A 20,022-nucleotide genomic window follows, 5' to 3' on the forward strand; every position below is an offset into this window, starting at 1 on the left:
TGAATGTGCGCACATACACCTCAGGTTAAAGAAGAGTATGTATACATCCTATTCCCTATCCTTCCGTAATATGACAACTTCTTGAATGATCTGTTCTAAAGTTCAATACCTGCGCAAACATTAAAAGACCCTCCCTTAGTCAAAGGGACGGTCTTGGAATTTCGTTAAGATACTTTTTGTTGATTTGCTGCAATTGGCTTAGCAGCCTTTATTTTAAAGACATTAAAAATTAAATTTAAGATGATGGCCGTTAAACTTCCTGCAACGATTCCGTTAGAAGTCAAGATACTTATACCGGATGGAAGCTGTGCAAATAAATCTGGCACTACTGTTACTCCCAGCCCCATGCAAACCGAACATGCAATAATTAATAAATTTTCCTGAGAAGTAAAATCAACTTTCGTTAACATTTTTATACCGTAGGCAACCACCATCCCAAACATGGCAACAGATGCCCCGCCAATCACTGCGGTAGGGATGATAGTCGCAACTGCCCCGATTTTTGGAACAAATCCGATAGCGATTAAAAAGAACCCTGCAGTATAAATTACATTTAGGCTTCTAACCCCGGATAATTGAATGAGACCAACATTTTGAGAGTAGGTAGTATACGGAAAGGCATTAAATAATCCGCCTATGACACTAGCTAATCCCTCAGCCCGATATCCTTTTGCAATATCCTCTTCTTTTAAGTCCTCTTCACAAATATCACTTAATGCAAAATAAACACCTGTTGACTCTACTAAGCTCACTAATGCTACCAAGGTCATCGTAATAATTGCCGTCAATTCAAATGTCGGCATACCGAAATAGAATGGTTGTGCAACATGGAACCACGAAGCTTCAGTTACAGCAGAAAAATTCACTTTCCCCATGAATGCAGCAGTAATTGTCCCAATTAACAAACCGAGTAAAATGGAGATAGAACGAATGAAACCATCAAAAAACCGGTTAAGAATGATAATGATTGCTAATGTACCGAAAGCCAGGCCAATATTTGATAAAGACCCAAAATCGGGACTTCCCTGCCCGCCAGCGATATTGTTCATAGCAACGGGAACCAGTGTTAAACCAATAATGGTTACAACAGAACCTGTAACAACAGGCGGGAAAAATTTCACAAGTTTTCCGAAATACTTTGCTATTAATACGATAAAAATACCGGAAGTTATAATAGAACCATATATAGCTGAAATCCCAAATTGTCCACCGATTGCAATCATAGGTCCTACAGCCGTAAACGTACAACCTAAAACAACCGGAAGACCTATTCCGAAGAACTTATTTTTCCACACCTGGAGAATGGTCGCGACTCCGCACATTAATATATCAATCGAGACTAAATAGGTTAACTGTTCTCCAGTAAGTCCGAGGGCACCGCCAACAATCAGCGGTACAATAATAGCACCAGCGTACATTGCTAATACATGCTGTAACCCTAATGAAGCTATTTTAAAAGGATGTTGTTTCATATGGCAGTCTCCTCTTCTTTCTCATTAATAAAGGTAATCTTTCCTTCTTCAAGAGCCTCAATTCTAGCAAGCGACTCAACATGGTAGCCTTGAGTTCTCAATTTTTGCCCGCCTTCTTGAAAGGCCTTTTCGATGACAATGCCAATTCCCGCAATCTGGGCGTTCGCCTGTTTGACAAGGTCGATTAGGCCCAATGCTGCTTCTCCTTTTGCAAGGAAATCATCAATAATGAGTACGGTATCTTGTTCGTTTATATATTTATTAGAAATAGAGATTTCATTTGACTCCTGTTTTGTAAACGAATAGACAGAAGATGTTAATAGATCTGTTGTTAGCGTCAGTGATTTTCTTTTTCTAGCAAATATAACTGGAACTCCCAGCTCTAATCCGGCCATTACAGACGGTGCAATCCCTGATGATTCAATCGTTAGAATTTTTGTAATGTTTTTGTTTGAAAATTTTCTAGCAAACTCTCTTCCAACTTCCTGCATTAACACAGGGTCAATCTGATGATTTAAAAAACTATCAACCTTTAATACCGATTCTGAAAGAGCAGTTCCTTCTTTTATTATTTTCTCCTTTAGTAATTCCATCATCTTCCTCCTAATAGCTTCTTAGTTGAGTAAAAAAAAGAGCCTAAGATTATTGCATTCACAAAAACATAAGTGAAGCAATAACCCTAGACTCCCGCAGGTTAAGGTAAGGATAACGATACATATCCCACTGCTCACTCATAGTCGGATCATTTACGGTGTCCGGTAGAAACTTGCGAGCCATATCCTCGCGATTATATGAGAGGTTCTAAATTGATAGTAACATTATAACATGCTCTTATTCATTTACAAGGTTTTTCCGAATAAAAAATACCTTTTTAGATCCATTGTTCGTATTTAACCAAAGTACCACCTTTATCCAAAAAAGGGCTTTTCAAACTCCCCTTCTCACCAACATTCACCAGAATGTATCACTAGGCCCTTTTTCACAAAATGGTCACATTTTCAATTTTTATATGTGATAAAAATCACTGTTATATAAATTTTCCACTACTAAGATAGTGTATATAGCACTAATGAACAATTTGTGAATTACCCAAAACCATATGGATTCTTCGCAATTGTCTTGTATTATGAAATTGTAATCATTTTCATTTACCAATTTTTTCGAAAGGAGTGAGTGAAGTGGCTCAAACTCAACTTAAAAACAAAACCCATACAGAGGTAGAAGATGGATCTTCATTAAAGGGAACATTAGCGTCCGTTTTCTTTGTCGGAATTTTTATTGTTCTTACTTGGGTTGGCGTTTACTTTTTATACTTAGATCGTTTTTAAAAATAGAAGGGGGAAATAGAAGCCATGCATATGCATAAGTTTGAGAAAGTCTGGCTGATCTTCGGTGTAGCAGCATTGTTAGTATTCCTAACTGTCCTTGGGGTAAGCGCGTTTTACCTCGGAAACCAGCCGCCTAGCTGTCTAGCTACGATTGATCCTGAAAAGGTTGATACAACTGCTCCATTCAATGAGCCAGGCTTGAAAAAAGTAGAAGGTAAGGATTGGGATTATGAATTAGTTTTCGTTGCCCAAGCATTCGCTTATACGCCTGGAGAAGTAGAAGTGCCACTAGGAGCAAAAGTTAAGGTAATTGCGACTACAAAAGACGTTATTCACGGTTTTGAAGTAGCAGGAACAAATATTAATATGATGGTAGAACCTGGATACATTAGTGAACACGTTACAGTGTTTGATAAGCCAGGAGAATACTTGATTCTATGTAATGAATACTGTGGTACTGGTCACCACATGATGACTTCAAAGATTAAGGTGGTGGAGTAAATAATGCTTAGTCAAAAAGTTGACCGCCGTGACGGAAAGCTTGCAATGGCCCACTTTTATGTGGCATTCATCGCGTTAGCAATAGGCGGACTTGCCGGTTTACTTCAAGTTTTAGTTCGTTCTGGGAAATTTGAACTTCCCGCAGGAATTGGTTATTACCAAGTATTAACGGTACACGGTGTTGTTTTAGGACTTGTACTTACTACTTTCTTTATTATGGGTTTCCAATTAGCGGCAACAAGTAAAACATCAGGAACTTTAACAAGCAAGCAAAGAACAATTGGCTGGATCGGTTTTTGGACCATGACAATTGGAACCGCATTGGCAGCTACTATGATTCTGCTAAATGAAGCAACTGTACTTTATACTTTTTACGCTCCTCTTCAAGCTCATGCGCTTTACTATATTGGTCTCACTTTAGTAATTGTTGGAAGCTGGCTTGACGGTGCCGCCATCATTATGAAATACACCGAATGGCGCAAAGCAAACCCTGGACAGCCAAGTCCGTTAATGACCTTCATGTCTTTAGTAAATACGTTAATGTGGATGGTTGCAACGATTGGAGTGGCTTCAACTGTCCTTATTCAATTATTACCATGGTCTTTAGGACTTGTAGAAACAGTTAACGTCGGTGTCAGCCGTACATTATTCTGGTATTTCGGTCACCCGCTAGTTTATTTCTGGCTGCTGCCAGCTTACATGGCTTGGTATGTTGTTATACCGAAAGTCATTGGCGCAAAAGTATTCTCAGACTCTTTAGCAAGAATGTCTTTCATTTTATTTTTACTTTTCTCAATTCCAGTTGGCTTCCACCATCAGTTATTAGAACCAGGTATTGACCCAGCTTGGAAATTTTTACAAGTTATCTTAACATTCTTAGTTGTTATTCCATCACTTATGACAGCATTCTCATTATTTGCAACCTTTGAAAGTTTTGGACGTTCAAAAGGTGGATCTGGTCTTTTTGGATGGTTTAAGAAATTACCTTGGGGCGATGCCCGTTTTACAGTTCCTTTCATTGGAATGGTCGCTTTCATTCCAGCAGGCGCCGGCGGTATTGTTAATGCCTCCCACCAAATGAACCAAGTTGTCCATAACACGATATGGGTTACCGGACACTTCCATTTAACAGTTGCAACAGCTGTTGTTTTAACATTCTTTGGTGTATCATTTTGGCTTGTGCCGCATTTAACTGGTCGTAAGCTTACAAAAAAGATTAATAAACTAGGTCTTATTCAAGGATCTCTTTGGGCAATTGGAATGACATTTATGTCAGGTGCAATGCACGCTGCAGGTCTATTGGGAGCTCCACGTCGTTCTGCATACTCTGAATATGGCGGAGCAGCTCAAGCAATAGAATGGATTCCTTATCAAATTGCACAGGCTGTTGGTGGTTCAATCTTATTCATTGCTATTATTTTGATGCTCTATATCTTTATTAATCTCGCGTTCTTTGCACCAAAAGGAGAAGAGGAATTCCCTGTTGGTGAAGTTGCACATGAAGCAGAAAAAGCACCAATGGTATTTGAAAACTGGAAGCTTTGGTTAGGAATTACCGTACTTCTTGTCTTATTCGCTTATACAGTTCCGTTCATTGATATGATTCAAAATGCCCCTCCTGGAGCAAAAGGCTTCAAACTTTGGTAAATAGACTAAAATAACAAAAGCACTAATTCCACTTGAATTAGTGCTTTTGTTTATTAACTTGAGTAATCCAGCCTTGTTGTCTTTATTTTTTTTGGTAAATTTACAATGATCACCGATAAAATAATTAGCAACGATCCGACAAACTGACTAATCCCGAGCCTTTCCCCGAACATAAACAATCCTAACATTGTTGCAACAAGTGGTTCTACCGTAGCAATAACGGCTGCTTTACTGCTCTCAGTCTGCTCTAATCCCCAAGTATAAATAAAATAAGCTAAAACAGTTGGAATCAACCCTAGTCCTGCACTATACAAAAAAATACGAGGTGAAAACAGGAGATCTAGTTTGCTCCACACTCCAGAGAAAGGAATGAGAGCAGCAGCGGCGACAACAAAGGTATATAGTGTTACTGTAAATGGCTTATAATAACGTAAAGCCACTTTTCCAAAAATGCTGTAAAGGGCGTAGCCAAAACCTGCCCCAAGTCCCGTTAATACTCCCGCCATCGTAATGGATACGGAAGGATTACTCTGAACTCCTGCTATCAATATACATCCTGCAATTGTACCGATCACTGCGATAATTTTCTTCCCATGCAGCGCTTCTTTTAAAAAGATTACCGATAGGATGGTCACAAATGCTGGTGATGTATAAAGAAGGATCACTGCCAGCGATACACTCATTTGGTTAATCGTAGAAAAATAACACCAATTAAAAAATACAATACTAAAAATTCCTGTACCAATAAATAAAGGGATTCTTTTCACATGAATTCTGAATTGATCTTTATAAGCCGCGCCCCCGATTATTAGTAAGAATACGGATGCAAACGTTACTCTAATCGTGACGATTTCCATTTCGGAAAAACCAGCCTCTTTCAACTCTCTTACAAATATCGCAATTAATCCCCATAGAGCAGCGCCAAACGCTATCATGATGTAAGGTAAAAATTTTTTCATTTCCTCTCCAATCTATTTGTCTATAATATAAGATATTTATTTCATTTGGTATACTTCTTTATATTTCTGCAGCAAGTAATTTATTAAGTATTGTGCATTTAGCTCCTCACCTGTTACATCTTTTAAGATTTCAAGAGGTTTTTTCATTTTACCATATTGATGGATGTTTTTGGTAAGCCATTCTTTTATTGGTAATAAGTCCCCTTCTTCCAGCAGGAGGTTAAAGTTAGAAAGATCTTTTTCCAATGTGTTTTTAAATTGTGCCGCGTACATCATTCCTAATGCATATGAAGGGAAATAGCCAAAGCTTCCGCCCGACCAATGGACATCTTGTAAAATTCCATTTGCATCATTGTCGGGTCGCACTCCTAAATATTGCTCGTATTTTTCATTCCAAACTGCAGGAAGGTCCTTCACTTGTATTTCATCATTAAAAAGCCCTTTTTCGATTTCATAGCGAATAATGATATGCAAAGGATATGTCAGCTCATCAGCTTCGATACGAATAAGTGATGGTTTAGACTCATTAATAGCCCGGTAAAAATCTATAAGAGAAATAGCGTCAAATTGTCCACTGGAGTATGACTTTAAAAGTTCATAGTTTTTCTTCCAGAACGAAAGATTGCGTCCTACAAAATTTTCATAAAAAAGTGACTGCGACTCGTGAATCCCCATTGAAGTTCCAGCACATAACGGAGTTCCGGCCAAATCTGATGAGATATTTTGCTCATATAACGCATGCCCTCCTTCATGGATCGTTCCAAAAACAGCTACACGAAAATCATTTTCATTATATTTAGTTGTTACACGCACATCCCCTGGGCTCAAACCAATTGCGAAAGGATGGACACTTTCGTCCAAACGTCCAGCGTTAAAATCAAATCCCATTTGTTCAAGTATGTTTATACTAAAATCCTTTTGACTTTTCTTTGGGAAGAAGTTGTAAAGAAAGCTGGTATCAGGCTTATGCTTCGATTTTGAGATGTCCTGTACAAGGGGAACAATCTTATCTCTTACTTCCCCAAATACATGATCCAATACGCCAACGGTCATACCAGGTTCATACATATCTAATAATGTGTTGTATTTATGTTCCTCATATCCCCAATACTCAATGAAGCGTTTGGTTTTCTCGACCAACTTTTCTAAGTAAGGTCTAAATTGCTCAAAATTTGAATTGTTTTTTGCTTCTTCCCACATACTCTCAGACTTGGATTGAAGGATCACATATTCCTTGTACTCTTCTGCTGGTATTTTTTTATTACGATCATATTCTTTTTTGCAATGCTCGACCGTCTTCTTTGTCACTTCGGCTATAAACTGCTTTGCACCATCCGTTGATAATTCTTCTATGTATTCAGCCATTTTCTCTGAAACGGACATATTGAAAACTTCTGTTGAAAGCATCCCTATTACTTCAGAACGCTGGTCTGCACCTTTTTTAGGTGCCCCAGTTCGCAAATCCCAGAAAATAATTGAAAGTGCTTCCTGATAAGCACTCATTTTTTTCACATAATGGATAAATTCATTTTCGATTTGTTTAACCTTTTCAATCATAGACAATCCTCCTACATAAGGGTACATTTATTATCTTATCACATTTTTCAGAAAGTTATGTTTAAAAGGATTTCTATCATTAAAGCACAAAGGACAACTGCCGTCATAATGACGGCATGTTGTCCTTTGTAGTGAGGGATGTTTCATTAATTTATTAATTACTTCTTACCGATTGCAACTCTCCATGTTTCTGGTCCTTCTTCAAGATATTCCCAAGTAAATTCTTCTGCTCTTTCAATCATGAATTGATATTGTAATGGCTTTGGATCATGGTCATTTACCAGCTGCATCCATTCACCTGATTTCAATGAGTCAAATGTTTTAAAGATAGTTGGATGTTTCTCCCTCGGCGGGAAATTAGGTGCTATTACTTCTGCTGCAAAATCTTTCATATTTTTTCACTCCTTATATGTCGTTTTACAATATTAGTATAACTACTTCATCGGGATGAGCTAGTGAGGCTTGTCACACATATTTAATTTTTTATAGAACTTTCTTCATCATTCCGTTCAGTAGTATACTTTTAGTAAAATTAGTAAAATCAAAATATTGAGATAAGGAGATGACGGCATGAAAGAGTTAGTTGGAAACTGTTCAGCCTGTAATAAGGAAGTTTTTTGTCTTGATGGCTTTTTTAATGGGATCATACAAGATGATGACAAGAAGATACTTTGCTTTGAATGTGCTGAAGAAAATACCCCCGAAAAATAAATCGACCAGGAGTCCGCAATAATCTGTTGCGGGCTTTTTTTTGGCAGAAATTCAGGTTTTCGTGATGTAAATCACATAACGGCCTGTTGAAAATGATTATCATTAAGTTATAGATAAACAGGACAGAAAGATAAAGGAGAATAGCCGATGGAACAAAAAATAATTGAGCTAGACGTTAGGGAAGATTTAAAAAATAAGATCGAACCATTTCAAAAAATTATGGAAGCTGTAAGCAGCTTAAAGGAAAATGATGTATTTGTTCTACATGCTCCATTCAAACCAACACCACTGTTTACTGTTTTAAAAGCAAAAGGCTTCGATCATGAAGAAGAGGAATTAGAAAAGAAACATTGGAAAATCATTTTCACAAAAAGGGGTCCTAAGAAATGAAATTGGATAATCGCGGCTTAGAACCGCCACAGCCAATGATGAGAACACTTGAGGCTTTAGAAAAGCTGAATACCGGTGAAACATTGGAAATTACAAATGATCGTCGTCCGATGTTTCTTTACGAACAATTGGATGAACTAGGCTATAAGCATGTCACCACAGCAAATGGTGATGGCAGCTTTACGATCGAAATTACGAAATAAGCAGGTGTATGATCATGATTCCACAAAACTTGGGTAGTGAAACAAACATAAAATTACCATTTTCATTTATTTTATTTAGCATCATCGCCATGATTCTCTCCCAAACTTTATTTCTTGTCAACGGGGAATCACTAATAAATGGAATCTATCGAATTCCAGCCATTTGGTCGGCGGCACATCTTTTTATTTTAGGATGGGCATTAATGATTGCCATGGGATCGATGTACCAGCTTGTTCCAGTTGCATTTCTAACCCCTATATGGAGTGAGAAGTTCGGGTTTATCCAATTCGGGGTTACTGCTATTGGAATCGTCTGGTTTGCGGGTGCACTCTATATTTCACCCGAATCGGCTCTTATCCCAGGAGTAGTTATGCTTGCAGGAATCCTATTATTTATCGTTCAAATGGGCATGACATTACGCAAACAAGCAAAGCCCAATATCTTAACCATATTCGTCGGCAGCGCACTGTTATGTTTGTTCATTACCATTGCATTTGGGATTACACTTGTTATCTCTATGAATACAGGTTTTGCTGGGAGCTATTATACATCCATCTTTAAAAGTCATATCTTAATAGGGACTGCCGGCTGGTTCACCCTGCTAATCTTTGGTTTTTCCTATAAAATGGCACCTATGTTTTCTCTTTCCCATGGGTATCCAATGAATTTAGCAAAATACGTATTTGGAATGTATGCAGCAGGGCTCATAATGGTCGTTCTGTCATTTTTCCTAGACCATTCCATCATGCTTACAGGAGGATTTCTATTATTACTGATTGGTTTCAGCTTATTTCTATATCATATTTCCATCATAGTAAAAAAGAGAATCAAGAAAAAGCTCGACCGCCCTTTTAGTTTCGCCCTTCTAGCCATTATTTTTGGCGAAATCATTCATTTACTAGCTTTTATTGCTGCTGTTACGAACACCTTGAACGTATTCGTCGGACCCTTAATGGCGGCCTATCTATTTTTATGGATCGCCTTTAGCATTATTGGTTATTTATACAAAATTGTCCCATTTTTATGGTGGACACATAAATATAGTCAAATTATCGGCAAAAAGGATGTACCCGCACTGAAGGATATGATTAACGAAAAGTTAGCTCTGCCGTTGTTTATTATCTTTATCTTAGGGGTTGGTATCGTTTCCGGCGGTCTTGTACTTGGGCTGGCCGTACTCTTTTATATAGGTCAATCTCTCATCCTATTAGCATCAATTATTTTCGGAGGAGCAATCCTTGCCGTTATGAAAAAATGAGGAGGTTCTTAGCATGAACTTACAAGAACAAGTAGAATTAGTGGAAAAAATCCGTACAAATTTAAAAAAGGTCATTGACCCTGAATTAAATATAAACATTGTTGACTTAGGATTGATTTATGATATCTCTCTTCTTGAAGACAGAGTTGCCGCCATTACAATGACATTAACTACACCCGGCTGTCCACTTCATGACAGCATTGTAGGCGGTGTAAAATACTGCTTGCTCGAAATGGAAGAAATAGATGATGTTGACGTACAAGTCGTATGGGAACCAGCTTGGAGCCCCGAAAAAATGACCGAAGCAGGCCTAAGAGCCATCGGCAGATAAAAGGTACCAGGTACCATCAAAAGACAGTGTCTTCCTGGTGCGGACAGTTAGAGTGTGAAAAAGGATAGGGAACTAAGCCCCTATCCTTTTTCATTTTTCATTTATTTCTGTTGGGAGGACTTTGATGATTTGATTCATCACACTCTCACTTACATCGTCTCTTACTAAGATATGAACCTTCCCCTTGTCTTCATGACTGCGAATTAATCTTCCTATCCCTTGTCTTAACCTTAAAAGCATATATGGCAGATCTACATCCAAGAATGGATTCTCTGCGCCCTCGCGCTTTGCAGTGAAGACAGGGTCATTCGGCGGAAACGGTAAATCAAAAATAATGACATTTTCTAATGACCGTCCAGGAATATCTAACCCTTCCCATAGATGTGTCGAACAGAGCACGGAATTCTCTTCATTTTGGAATTTGGAAACCAGTGTGCTTATTTCCGCCTCCCCTTCTGTATACACTGGGAAATTAAGATTTTCAGATGAGATTCTCTCCGCAAAATTTTTCATATCTGTTTCATTTGTAAACAGCACAAGGCCTCTTCCATTAGATTCCTTTAATTGTTCAATACTATAAGTCAATTTCTCCTCCATACCTGGCTCAGCAAAAGCAGGCATGTTAATTGTCATATTCTCATCGTAATTAAATGGTGAATTAACGGAAAAAGATAAATAATCTTCAATTCCTAGGGATTTTGCGATATAGTCAAAAGATTGATTTTCCGAAAGTGTTGCGGAAGAGAAGACAAACGGTTTCTTTTGAGAAAATACCTCTTCCCTCATAATGTCCTCAACCATACGAGGCATGATCACAAGCACTCTCTCATCTTTATTTTCCTCAAACCAAATAATGCCTTTCAAATCCTTTAAGAACAAGCTCAAGGAATAAGTAATTTGTTCAAGGTATTCCTCGACAATTTTTAGATCATACTCGTTGATGACATACATTTCACTTTCAAAGACAAGTTCTTCTTCAAGATTGGACAGGAGGTAATGCAGATTTTTCGCATGTTTTAATACACCTTCTGTTTTTGTAATCATTTGTTTCTCAGAACCATCTGTTTTAGATGAAGCATTAATTAATTCATCAAAAAAACGTTCATTTTCTATTAGTGTCTCATCAATAATATGAAGAGTTTTTTCACGAACATTGTTTTCCATCAATCTTGTTAACAGCGTTTCTAATGTCGCTTCAGATAAACGATAGGTTAATGCCTTTTGACTAGCATATTCGAGAAGATGCCCTTCATCAAATACTACACAAGAACTGTCTGGTAAAAGAGGGAGCTGTCCTTCCCGCTTTCTTGAATCCTTTGTCCAAATATGCTCCATATAAAAATCATGTGAACAAATAATAAGGTCCTGAGCAGTGCGGTAGAAATCTCGATGCAACGTTTGACCGCATCGATGTCTTTTTTCACAAGTAAAGCAATCCTGTAATGGATCCCAGCCTATCTCATTCCATTCTCTATTCGTTAATTGCGGATAATCCTTTCGGTCACCATAGCGGCTAAAAGACTGCATCGAAGCTCCGCTTTGTACAAAAGGAGGAAGGCTTTCAAACACATCACGAAATGAATCTTCCAAGGAAACAGCTTGGTCAAGCTTATTCAGACATAAATATTGATCTCGGGACTTTGCAAGTCTCACATCAATGTTTAAATCCAACGCTTTTTCCAGTCGTGCGATATCCCCTTCTTTTTTTACGAGCTGTTCAATGAGTGTTTCATCAGCGCATGCAATAATTGCTGGTTTATTCGTATATCTGGCATAACAAATAGCATAAAGAAGATATACAATTGTTTTCCCCGTACCAACTCCTGCTTCAGCAAAAATCACTTTTTTATCCTTAAAGGCTTTCTCCAGCTGAAAAGCCATGAATATTTGTTCATCGCGAAGTTCAAATCCTGCTTCTGGAAGAATGTCATAAAAAACATCGCCAATCCATTCTCCCAATTTGTCAATAAATGATTCATTTTTTGATATTGTAAATGGTAAATTTGTTTGCATACGTATCCTCCAAATCCAAAAGAAAAAGACTGCTCTTCCGGTAAAGAGAGTCAGCCTCTTGACTATATAATAGTAAATGCAGTCTTGTTGAAATGCAACTTAATCTTCTGTTAGTTCATGTCCGTTCATGTGAGATAAGGAAAAAGACAAAGCCCGTTTTAACTCTTCTTGCGCATCTGTTAATTGCTCTAATGCTGAGGGATCTCCTGCACTTTCCAATGCCTCAATGGTACCAGATAATGCACGGGAAATTGAATTAAAATCAATCGTTGAATCTCTCATTGCCATCCTCCTGATTAAATGGAAATATTAGTTATTTTATTCATTGTAATCAGGATTTATACCAAAGTAAAGACATATGCTGTTAAGATGAACGTTAATTTCTTGGCGGTCTTTTTCCCCAATATTGATAGTAATCAGTTCTGATAAAACCGTTAAAGAGCTTTCTTTTCTTAGTTGCTTTTTTACCATAACACGCCTCAAAATTTTCATTTGAGGTCAGCATATAGACGGACCACGTATCATATGGTGCAAACGCTTGTCCCATTTCACGATACATACTCTCTACTGCTTCCTTATCCCCAAGCCTTTCTCCATATGGTGGATTTCCGACGATTACACCATAATCTTTTGTTGTCGTAAAATCCTTCACTTGCATTTGCTTGAAGTTAATCAGCTCTCCAAGCCCAGCCTCAAATGCATTTTCTCCAGCGATCTTCACCATACGATGGTCGAGATCACTGCCTGTAATATCCAATGGTTGATCGTATTTCGCTTTATCTTCAACCTCTATTCTCGCTTCATCCCATAAACGATCCGGAATCCAGTTCCATTGCTCCGAGACAAACTCACGATTAAATCCTGGAGCAATATTTTGACCGATCAGTGCCGCTTCAATAGGGATCGTGCCTGAGCCGCAGAAAGGATCCACAAACGGACGATCACCTGTCCAGTTCGTTAATAACACTAACGCCGCCGCCAAGGTTTCTTTTAAGGGCGCTTCCCCCTGCCCAGCACGGTAGCCCCGTTTATGCAGTCCCGCTCCACTTGTGTCGATTGTGATCGTGGCCACATCCTTAAGAAGGGCTACCTCAATTTTAAAAAGCGGGCCGTTCTCTTCAAACCATCCTGTCTTTTTGTATTTTGTTCTTAGGCGATCGACAATTGCTTTCTTAACAATAGCTTGACAATCTGAAACACTAAAAAGCTTCGATTTGACCGACTTCCCTGAAACAGGAAACTCTGCGTTTTCAGGCAAAAACTTTTCCCAAGGTAGAGCTTTTGTTTTTTCGAAAAGCTCATCAAATGTAGTTGCTTTAAACTCTCCGACAATTATTTTAACTCGGTCAGCCGTTCTTAACCATAAATTACTTCTAGCAATGGCCATTTCGTCCCCTTTGTACTGAATACGGCCATTTTCAACCTGACATTCGTAGCCTAATTCTCTAACTTCTTTTGCTACAATAGCCTCTAACCCCATTGCAGATGTAGCAATTATATTAAATGTGGACATAACTTCACCCTTATATCATATATTCGACTGATGGTTTACCCATTTTAGAATATGTATTTCCAACTTTTCTTCTTTTTAAAACCTTTCCATTTCTATGGTAAAAACACTCCGAAGCAATATCAAACACTTTTTTATTATACCTAGTATCACAGTTATTCAACCAGTAGGCCTCCATCGCAGGTTTTTCTAGATAATAGACCTCACTATATCCCGGAATAATTTACCATAATAACTCCCTATAAGAAAAGCTCCCCACAATGGAGAGCTTATGATAATTATTCTTTAAATTAATAACGTTCTGTAAGCCATGTTTTGTTCCATCGTACTGCAAGCGACATTTGTCTCGTACTCCGGTGGTAATCATCTATCTACAAGTTGGTACCAACTTGTCCTTCTCCTCGTTGAATTCCTAAGAGAAAGTGCCCCTACCATAATTTGGGTTTCTCGCTCGTGGGGTTTACCTCGTTCCACCCTGTCCATTTCTGAACAGACTCCGTCACTGTGGCACTTTCAAGGTATTCATACCATATCCATATGATATGGACTTAGGTATTTTCCCTGCCGTCAGCGAGTCTTACCCCGCTGCCCTAGCTTATGAATTGGCTAGGCACGAACACTACAAGCATCTCAGCCTGTGCGAGCATGGACTTTCCTCTACAATGTTTCAAGAACAATTGCAGCGATTACCCGAACGCTATTAAAGTACATGTCTTATTATATGTGATGAATGTAACAATAGCAATAGCAAAAACTAGAAAATGACTTTTCCTATTCGTAAAGTTTACTTCCAAAGACATGTTTTTCTAAGTTGGATAATCTTTTTAAGATATCAAAATTAGTTGTACCAGCTGTTTGCGAAACAGGTGGTCGTTTTGACGCTTCTTCCAGCTGTTTTTTTAATTTTAAGTTTTCCTGCTGCAGATCTTCAATTTCTTGGTGCATGGTTTCATAGTCCTTAATAATTAAATCTAGAAACTTATCAACTTCCTCTGGTTTATATCCACGCATACCAGTTTTAAATTCTTTCTCCAATATATCTTTAGCGGTTAATTTTATTTTATCAGAAAGCACAACTCTCACCTCAGTGTTAGCCAATCGTTATCATTATTTTTTCAAAAATATGCAACTTTGTCAATTTTTCTTTTTTAAATTGGAGTTTAGTCCCACATATTTCGCAGCTGCTCTTCCTCGACAATAGACTGAAGTTCATAGAAATCAATCAAGCGTATATCATATGAATGCTTCTTTTGATAATTCAGGGCAGTTTCATATACATATTTTGGACTGCCATCTCGTTCCCCATCAAAGAATAAAAGCAATGTATCACTTTTATCAATTAAAAATTGATTCTTCAAACGAAATTGCCATGGTTTTTCATAGGGCTTGTTCGTTATTGAATTTACATAATCTGCTTGAAGGAGAATGGATTCATACCATTCTTTCTTTTCTTCCTTCCAATTTTCTTCTTGGTTGAGAAAAGGCGTAAATACTGCAAGTTTTATATGGTCAAAACCTTCATCCTGAAGTTCAAATACGACCTCCGCTGCCCATAGTTCCGTACCTAATTGTCCGCTAATCAGCACCCATTCCAGTCCCTCGTCAATAAGCGTTGTAAGATGCTTCTTAATCGCCTTTTTAATGAATGATACACTTGGATCATTGTTTTTAAAAACGCCTATTTCATGCGCCTTGTAACCAGATACAAACGTAATCTTAGCCAATCTCCATAAAGCCCCTTCTCATCTATATATGTAAAAGCAAGGACTTTGGAGAGTCCTTGCCTTTTAGATTATCTGCCAAATGGTGGTCTAGGTCCAAACGGTCCAGCGCCAAATGGTCCTGGCCCTTGGAATGGTCCTGCCGCTGGACCAGGTCCTGGACCTGCTGCAAAATGTTGATGCGTTACCTCATTCACAGTAGATTGTGTGTGCGGAAAATAATGTTGATGTTGATAGTTAATATGGTTCACATTTGTTGTATGAGTTGGGTGAACGTGAGGAACCACATTGTTAGAAAATGTGTGATTTACACAACATTTAGTTGGGTGATGAACAGTAGGCAAAATATTTGGACGACAATGCATTAACATAACTCCCTTCATAGTGTTTTGTACTTTACACTAATACCCTATGATAAAGGAGTACATCTTGTACTAATCAAAATACCTATTTTCTTGATACACTTTTCTAATTTAAAGGAAAGTATAAAATCCACCTTTTAAGTTGGTAAAAATCAATGCCGTTAGACCAACTACGGCAAAAAATAAAAATAATATTGCCTTTTGCAAAAAAACCAGCTCCACTACTAATAAAATCAATCACTACAATTCATCATTTTACTATCTTATATTTACATAGACAATACAGAAATAGTGGATATTTTAATATTTTTATGACGAATTTAGGAATGTTTTTTTGCCGTTTTCCCCCTTAACCTCTCAAGTCTTTTCATGACCTGAACAAACTTCTTATTTTTTGTATTTTCTAATGACTCTACTTCCAAAAGGTCCTTTGCCTTTTCACTATAAAATAATGCCTTCTGCAAATCCTTTACTTTATGCTCGTAAAATTTTGCCAATTCTATACTTGCTTCAAAACCCAAGTCAGCATAGTTCGTCTCAACGATTTCTTCCCAAAGCGTTCTAGCTTTTTCCCACCATTTTTCCTTTTTCCATTGAAACGAAAGGGCGAGCTTAGCTTTTACAGCATCTATCTCCTCTGAGCCTGCAATAGATGTAAACATTTCGGTTGCTGCACTTGTCTCCCCGATGGCCGCATACCATCTGCCAACTTCATATGATTCAGTAATGCTTTGTTCTCGGTCTATAGATAGGAGCTGGTATGTTAAGTGCGTATACAAAGTGATTAAAGAGAGGATGTCCATCTCATTATGCCTTAATATTCCTATGATTCCTTCTGGATTCTGTCGTTCAACAAAATCGAAGTAAATCATTGGCGCTAAAAAGCCTGGAACGTCATCTCTTCTTTCAATCTCTAATACTTCTTTTTCAACAATTGAGAGCTTTAACCTTTCAAGCTTGTGTTTCCAGAGCCTTCTTGCTGCGTGAAATAAATCAAAATGTCCAAAAGACGGAAGCTTTGGCACTTGATTTCTGATTAAAGTATGCCTTGTTTTCACTTGAGGCCAATCAAAGGCTTTGCCATTGTAGGTAACAAGGGTCGTATAATTGACGCTTTCAAGAAAACTTTGATATAGAGCCACTTCGGCACCGGGTTTAGGTAAGAGATGCTGCTTTATCACAACATGGTCTCCCTTAATACTCGCTTGCCCAAGTAAAAAAATGGTATTTCCAGTACCGCCCCCTAATCCGGTTGTCTCGGTATCAAAGAAAAATAGCTCTTCCTCAGAAAAACCTTTAGAAGATAAGGGATGGTTGTAAGATGACTGATTCCAGGCTTTGACCGCATCAACGAATTCCGAAAATCGATACAATCCATATTTCGTATTCAAGGGATAGGCTTTTTCCCTAACTAAACAATATTCTCCATCAAAATAGTAAGGGGTAACAGATTCATTTTCCCATTCCTTTACAAACGGGACACTTACCGATTGGTCCGATCGTGCTTCTTCTTCTAAGACATTCTCCTTTCTGTTCCCTTCTTGATCAGTTTTTAAATGAGGTTTTAAGCGGTTTAGCTTTTTTCGCAATGACATGAGTTTTCACCTTCAATTTGCTGCAGCAAACAAGTATAGTAATCGTAATACATCCTTTTTAGCCGTCTCGGCTGAAGTGTCTGTGCCGATGCAGGACGGACAGCCATTATCACATCTGCATTTATGAATCATTGCTGTTGCTTCCCCTAAAATGAATTCCATTCCTTCGTAAATTTTTTCACTAAGGCCTATTCCCCCAGGGTAGCGGTCATAAATAAAGATGGTTGGCCTTTCATTATGAACGGCTTTTACTTGCGGAACAACATGGATATCCTGCGGATCGCACATAATAAAAAGCGGTGCGATTGACTTTAATGCATGTGCAGCACCAATCAGACCTTGTTCAAGTCTAGACTCTTTCAATTCATTAAAATCTTCATGAATAGAAATCCACGCTGAACTTGTATGCAGTTCTTCCTCAGGCAGCGAAATAGGGCCTGAACCAATATTTTCATGGGTATCAAATTTAATTTTTTTAAAGATGGTTGCCTTAGCAAGAACACTGACATCTCCATAGCCAACTTGATTATTATCCATATAGCGGCACTTATCCATTTCCAACACTTTTAATTCAACAGCCAAGTTAGCATCAGTATAGTAATCTACTTCAACTTCTCGAACGAAAGCCTTTTTCTCTTCCCAATCTAATTTTTCAACTTGATATTGTATTCCTTGATGTAAATAGATAGCTTCTTCATGTAAAAGTGTCATCGCCGAGAAACGATCCATTTCCCCAATCACTTTCACATTTCCAGTAGTCGTGAAATCAATAATGACCACATTTTCTTGTGAAGCAGATCGTAAGCTGATGTTATGCGCAGGAAAAGAGTCATTCATCCAATACCACTTATCTCCGTTCTGATAGAGAACTCTTTCCTCTGTTAAGTATTCTAACACTTCTTCTGTGTCCACTGCTCCAAACTGCTCACCTTGGCGAAACGGAAGCTCATAGGCCGCACATTTCATATGATCAATAAGAATAATTAAATTATCTGGATTGACTCTTGCTGTTTCAGGACTTTTATTAAAAAAATAATCTGGGTGTTCAATGATGTATTGATCGAGCGGAGTGGAACTCGCCACTAAGATGACCAATGACTCACTGTGTCTCCTGCCTGCCCTCCCAGCTTGCTGCCAAGAACTCGCAATCGACCCTGGGTATCCTGTCATGATGCACACTTGAAGCTGTCCAATATCAACACCCAGCTCTAGCGCATTCGTGCTTACAACACCATAGATATCACCGTTTCGCAGCCCTTTTTCAATCGCCCTGCGTTCTGTCGGAAGATACCCTCCCCTGTAGCCTCTGATTGCTTTTGGACCGAGCTGATGTTTCACGATTTCTTGAAGATAGGTTAGGAGAATTTCAACACGTACACGGCTTCTGGCAAATACAATCGTTTGAATACGATTTTTCAGAAACTCACTAGCCAGCTTTCTAACTTCGAGCGTGGCGCTTCTTCTGATATTTAATGGTTTGTTCACAATCGGCGGATTATAAAATAAAAAATGCTTCCTTCCACTCGGTGCTCCGTTATTATCAATTAATTTCATATTTACACCTGTGAGGTTTTCTGCTAATTCCAATGGATTTGCTATCGTCGCTGATGTACAGATAAAAAGCGGATCACTTCCATAAAATTGGCAGATTCTTTTTAATCGTCGTATCACATTCGCCACATGACTCCCAAAAACTCCACGATAAATATGGAGTTCATCGATAATGACATATTTCAAGTTTTCAAATAATGAAACCCATTTTGTGTGGTGAGGCAGAATGGCAGAGTGAAGCATATCAGGGTTCGTAATGACAATATGCCCCGCTCTGCGGACTTTTTCCCGTATATTAGCTGCCGTATCTCCGTCATATGTATAGCTGTTTATACTTAATTCCGCTTCCTCAATGATTTCATTAATCTCGGCTTTTTGATCTTGAGCTAGAGCTTTTGTTGGGAAGATATAAAGTGCTCTTGTGTTTGTGTTCTCCGTGATACTCTGAAGAACAGGAAGATTATAGCATAGTGTTTTCCCCGAAGCTGTTGGTGTAACCGCCACAAAACTACTGCCATTTTGCGATGCTTCATACGCCGATTTCTGATGTGTATAAAGCTGATTTATCCCTCTTTTTTGCAAAGCTTGCTGTAATTTAGGATGAACGGTCTCGGGGAGATCCGCTGTTCTAGCTTCCTTTTCTTCAATCGTATGCCAATGAACAATATTCTCTTTAAACCTTTCATCTAATTTCAGGTCTTTTACAAAATCAGGTAAGCTTTTCCGTACTTTCATTTCGTTCACCTCTATATTCTTATCTTATCGAATAAACGTTCGTAAAAAAAGTACTTTTTACACTTTTTAATTGGCAATTTACTCCTCTCTTGACTTACCTTATCTCACAGACAATTCTAAAAAAACTTTATGTTTTTATAAGACTTTTGTACAATAGAAGGGAAGATCATTAATAGA

At 38.2% G+C, this 20,022-nt stretch carries 21 protein-coding genes, 1 other RNA gene and 1 riboswitch; of the genes, 8 read left to right on the top strand and 14 right to left on the bottom strand.

Features of this window, described 5'->3' with window-relative positions; translation table 11 throughout:
- Positions 1–164: 164 nt before the first annotated feature.
- Together CZ487_RS18335 and CZ487_RS18340 are read right to left on the bottom strand one after the other, a co-directional pair.
- Complete coding sequence (locus tag CZ487_RS18335; protein ID WP_077213740.1) at positions 165–1,472, bottom strand: nucleobase:cation symporter-2 family protein; 1,308 nt, start codon at positions 1,470–1,472, stop codon at positions 165–167.
- Positions 1,469–2,065 (bottom strand): xanthine phosphoribosyltransferase, encoded by a 597-nt coding sequence (locus tag CZ487_RS18340; protein WP_077213741.1) that lies wholly within the window; start codon positions 2,063–2,065, stop codon positions 1,469–1,471. Before CZ487_RS18340 ends, CZ487_RS18335 begins: the two co-directional genes overlap by 4 nt.
- A 121-nt stretch (positions 2,066–2,186) precedes the next feature.
- Positions 2,187–2,287, bottom strand: a riboswitch (purine riboswitch).
- A 363-nt stretch (positions 2,288–2,650) separates the two neighbouring features.
- Here CZ487_RS18340 and CZ487_RS18345 point away from each other — a divergent pair.
- From CZ487_RS18345 to CZ487_RS18355, 3 genes are read left to right on the top strand one after another with little or no spacing between them, the layout of a single operon-like run.
- Positions 2,651–2,800, top strand: a complete 150-nt coding sequence (locus CZ487_RS18345) for a subunit I/II of b(o/a)3-type cytochrome C oxidase (RefSeq protein WP_077213742.1) — start codon at positions 2,651–2,653, stop codon at positions 2,798–2,800.
- Between the two features lie 24 nt (positions 2,801–2,824).
- Positions 2,825–3,301, top strand: coding sequence for a cytochrome c oxidase subunit II (locus CZ487_RS18350; RefSeq protein ID WP_077213743.1), 477 nt, complete (start codon positions 2,825–2,827; stop codon positions 3,299–3,301).
- 3 nt (positions 3,302–3,304) lie between these two features.
- Positions 3,305–4,948 carry a b(o/a)3-type cytochrome-c oxidase subunit 1 gene (locus CZ487_RS18355; RefSeq protein WP_077213744.1) on the top strand — a complete coding sequence of 548 codons (1,644 nt, stop codon included), beginning with the start codon at positions 3,305–3,307 and terminating at the stop codon, positions 4,946–4,948.
- A gap of 53 nt (positions 4,949–5,001) precedes the next feature.
- Here the strand turns inward: CZ487_RS18355 and CZ487_RS18360 are convergent, their stop codons facing one another.
- From CZ487_RS18360 to CZ487_RS18370, 3 genes are all read right to left on the bottom strand, one after another.
- Complete coding sequence (locus CZ487_RS18360; protein WP_077213745.1) at positions 5,002–5,907, bottom strand: DMT family transporter; 906 nt, start codon at positions 5,905–5,907, stop codon at positions 5,002–5,004.
- Between the two features lie 36 nt (positions 5,908–5,943).
- Complete coding sequence (locus CZ487_RS18365) at positions 5,944–7,464, bottom strand: carboxypeptidase M32 (RefSeq protein WP_077213746.1); 1,521 nt, start codon at positions 7,462–7,464, stop codon at positions 5,944–5,946.
- 158 nt (positions 7,465–7,622) lie between these two features.
- Positions 7,623–7,856, bottom strand: a complete 234-nt coding sequence (locus CZ487_RS18370) for a DUF2249 domain-containing protein (RefSeq protein WP_077213747.1) — start codon at positions 7,854–7,856, stop codon at positions 7,623–7,625.
- Positions 7,857–8,034: 178 nt separating this feature from the next.
- Here CZ487_RS18370 and CZ487_RS27280 point away from each other — a divergent pair, with 178 nt between their 5' ends.
- From CZ487_RS27280 to CZ487_RS18390, 5 genes are all read left to right on the top strand, one after another.
- Positions 8,035–8,175, top strand: coding sequence for a hypothetical protein (locus tag CZ487_RS27280; RefSeq protein ID WP_202617856.1), 141 nt, complete (start codon positions 8,035–8,037; stop codon positions 8,173–8,175).
- A gap of 147 nt (positions 8,176–8,322) precedes the next feature.
- Positions 8,323–8,565 (top strand): DUF2249 domain-containing protein, encoded by a 243-nt coding sequence (locus tag CZ487_RS18375; protein ID WP_077213748.1) that lies wholly within the window; start codon positions 8,323–8,325, stop codon positions 8,563–8,565.
- Positions 8,562–8,768 carry a DUF2249 domain-containing protein gene (locus tag CZ487_RS18380; RefSeq protein ID WP_077213749.1) on the top strand — a complete coding sequence of 69 codons (207 nt, stop codon included), beginning with the start codon at positions 8,562–8,564 and terminating at the stop codon, positions 8,766–8,768. The genes CZ487_RS18375 and CZ487_RS18380 overlap by 4 nt, the downstream gene beginning before the upstream one ends.
- Positions 8,769–8,782: 14 nt before the next feature.
- Positions 8,783–10,027, top strand: coding sequence for a hypothetical protein (locus CZ487_RS18385; RefSeq protein WP_077213750.1), 1,245 nt, complete (start codon positions 8,783–8,785; stop codon positions 10,025–10,027).
- Positions 10,028–10,040: 13 nt separating this feature from the next.
- Positions 10,041–10,358: a metal-sulfur cluster assembly factor gene (locus tag CZ487_RS18390; RefSeq protein WP_077213751.1), complete on the top strand. Its 318-nt coding sequence runs from the start codon at positions 10,041–10,043 to the stop codon at positions 10,356–10,358.
- Between the two features lie 90 nt (positions 10,359–10,448).
- Here CZ487_RS18390 and CZ487_RS18395 read toward each other — a convergent pair whose 3' ends face one another.
- From CZ487_RS18395 to CZ487_RS18435, 9 genes are all read right to left on the bottom strand, one after another.
- Positions 10,449–12,371, bottom strand: coding sequence for an ATP-dependent DNA helicase (locus CZ487_RS18395; RefSeq protein ID WP_077213752.1), 1,923 nt, complete (start codon positions 12,369–12,371; stop codon positions 10,449–10,451).
- A 99-nt stretch (positions 12,372–12,470) separates the two neighbouring features.
- Positions 12,471–12,653 carry a hypothetical protein gene (locus CZ487_RS18400; protein WP_077213753.1) on the bottom strand — a complete coding sequence of 61 codons (183 nt, stop codon included), beginning with the start codon at positions 12,651–12,653 and terminating at the stop codon, positions 12,471–12,473.
- Positions 12,654–12,747: 94 nt separating this feature from the next.
- Positions 12,748–13,884: a THUMP domain-containing class I SAM-dependent RNA methyltransferase gene (locus CZ487_RS18405; protein WP_077213754.1), complete on the bottom strand. Its 1,137-nt coding sequence runs from the start codon at positions 13,882–13,884 to the stop codon at positions 12,748–12,750.
- Positions 13,885–14,180: 296 nt separating this feature from the next.
- An RNA gene (gene rnpB / locus CZ487_RS18410) (RNase P RNA component class B) lies at positions 14,181–14,579 on the bottom strand.
- A gap of 73 nt (positions 14,580–14,652) precedes the next feature.
- Positions 14,653–14,955 (bottom strand): cell division regulator GpsB, encoded by a 303-nt coding sequence (gene gpsB, locus CZ487_RS18415; RefSeq protein ID WP_077213755.1) that lies wholly within the window; start codon positions 14,953–14,955, stop codon positions 14,653–14,655.
- An 86-nt stretch (positions 14,956–15,041) separates the two neighbouring features.
- Positions 15,042–15,605, bottom strand: coding sequence for an SLOG family protein (locus CZ487_RS18420; protein WP_077213756.1), 564 nt, complete (start codon positions 15,603–15,605; stop codon positions 15,042–15,044).
- A gap of 68 nt (positions 15,606–15,673) precedes the next feature.
- Positions 15,674–15,967, bottom strand: coding sequence for a CotD family spore coat protein (locus CZ487_RS18425; protein WP_077213757.1), 294 nt, complete (start codon positions 15,965–15,967; stop codon positions 15,674–15,676).
- 317 nt (positions 15,968–16,284) lie between these two features.
- The gene (locus CZ487_RS18430) at positions 16,285–17,559 is read right to left on the bottom strand and encodes a ribonuclease H-like domain-containing protein (RefSeq protein WP_077213758.1); all 1,275 of its coding nucleotides are present in this window, start codon (positions 17,557–17,559) and stop codon (positions 16,285–16,287) included.
- A gap of 12 nt (positions 17,560–17,571) precedes the next feature.
- Positions 17,572–19,845, bottom strand: a complete 2,274-nt coding sequence (locus CZ487_RS18435; protein ID WP_077213759.1) for a DEAD/DEAH box helicase — start codon at positions 19,843–19,845, stop codon at positions 17,572–17,574.
- Between the last annotated feature and the right edge of the window lie 177 nt (positions 19,846–20,022).

The sequence above is a fragment of the Robertmurraya dakarensis genome (assembly GCF_900156875.1).
Classification (GTDB): domain Bacteria; phylum Bacillota; class Bacilli; order Bacillales; family Cytobacillaceae; genus Robertmurraya; species Robertmurraya dakarensis.

Excerpts from the sequence above, each read along its gene's own strand:
- CZ487_RS18405 (WP_077213754.1), bottom strand. The coding sequence starts at position 13,884 with ATGTCCACATTTAATATAATTGCTACATCTGCAATGGGGTTAGAGGCT.
- CZ487_RS18430 (WP_077213758.1), bottom strand. The coding sequence starts at position 17,559 with ATGTCATTGCGAAAAAAGCTAAACCGCTTAAAACCTCATTTAAAAACT.
- CZ487_RS18350 (WP_077213743.1), top strand. The coding sequence starts at position 2,825 with ATGCATATGCATAAGTTTGAGAAAGTCTGGCTGATCTTCGGTGTAGCA.
- CZ487_RS18400 (WP_077213753.1), bottom strand. The coding sequence starts at position 12,653 with ATGAGAGATTCAACGATTGATTTTAATTCAATTTCCCGTGCATTATCT.
- CZ487_RS18425 (WP_077213757.1), bottom strand. The coding sequence starts at position 15,967 with ATGCATTGTCGTCCAAATATTTTGCCTACTGTTCATCACCCAACTAAA.
- CZ487_RS18395 (WP_077213752.1), bottom strand. The coding sequence starts at position 12,371 with ATGCAAACAAATTTACCATTTACAATATCAAAAAATGAATCATTTATT.
- CZ487_RS18370 (WP_077213747.1), bottom strand. The coding sequence starts at position 7,856 with ATGAAAGATTTTGCAGCAGAAGTAATAGCACCTAATTTCCCGCCGAGG.
- CZ487_RS18435 (WP_077213759.1), bottom strand. The coding sequence starts at position 19,845 with ATGAAAGTACGGAAAAGCTTACCTGATTTTGTAAAAGACCTGAAATTA.
- CZ487_RS18340 (WP_077213741.1), bottom strand. The coding sequence starts at position 2,065 with ATGGAATTACTAAAGGAGAAAATAATAAAAGAAGGAACTGCTCTTTCA.
- CZ487_RS18380 (WP_077213749.1), top strand. The coding sequence starts at position 8,562 with ATGAAATTGGATAATCGCGGCTTAGAACCGCCACAGCCAATGATGAGA.
- CZ487_RS18360 (WP_077213745.1), bottom strand. The coding sequence starts at position 5,907 with ATGAAAAAATTTTTACCTTACATCATGATAGCGTTTGGCGCTGCTCTA.
- CZ487_RS18335 (WP_077213740.1), bottom strand. The coding sequence starts at position 1,472 with ATGAAACAACATCCTTTTAAAATAGCTTCATTAGGGTTACAGCATGTA.
- CZ487_RS18390 (WP_077213751.1), top strand. The coding sequence starts at position 10,041 with ATGAACTTACAAGAACAAGTAGAATTAGTGGAAAAAATCCGTACAAAT.
- CZ487_RS18375 (WP_077213748.1), top strand. The coding sequence starts at position 8,323 with ATGGAACAAAAAATAATTGAGCTAGACGTTAGGGAAGATTTAAAAAAT.
- CZ487_RS18355 (WP_077213744.1), top strand. The coding sequence starts at position 3,305 with ATGCTTAGTCAAAAAGTTGACCGCCGTGACGGAAAGCTTGCAATGGCC.
- CZ487_RS18365 (WP_077213746.1), bottom strand. The coding sequence starts at position 7,464 with ATGATTGAAAAGGTTAAACAAATCGAAAATGAATTTATCCATTATGTG.
- CZ487_RS27280 (WP_202617856.1), top strand. The coding sequence starts at position 8,035 with ATGAAAGAGTTAGTTGGAAACTGTTCAGCCTGTAATAAGGAAGTTTTT.
- CZ487_RS18385 (WP_077213750.1), top strand. The coding sequence starts at position 8,783 with ATGATTCCACAAAACTTGGGTAGTGAAACAAACATAAAATTACCATTT.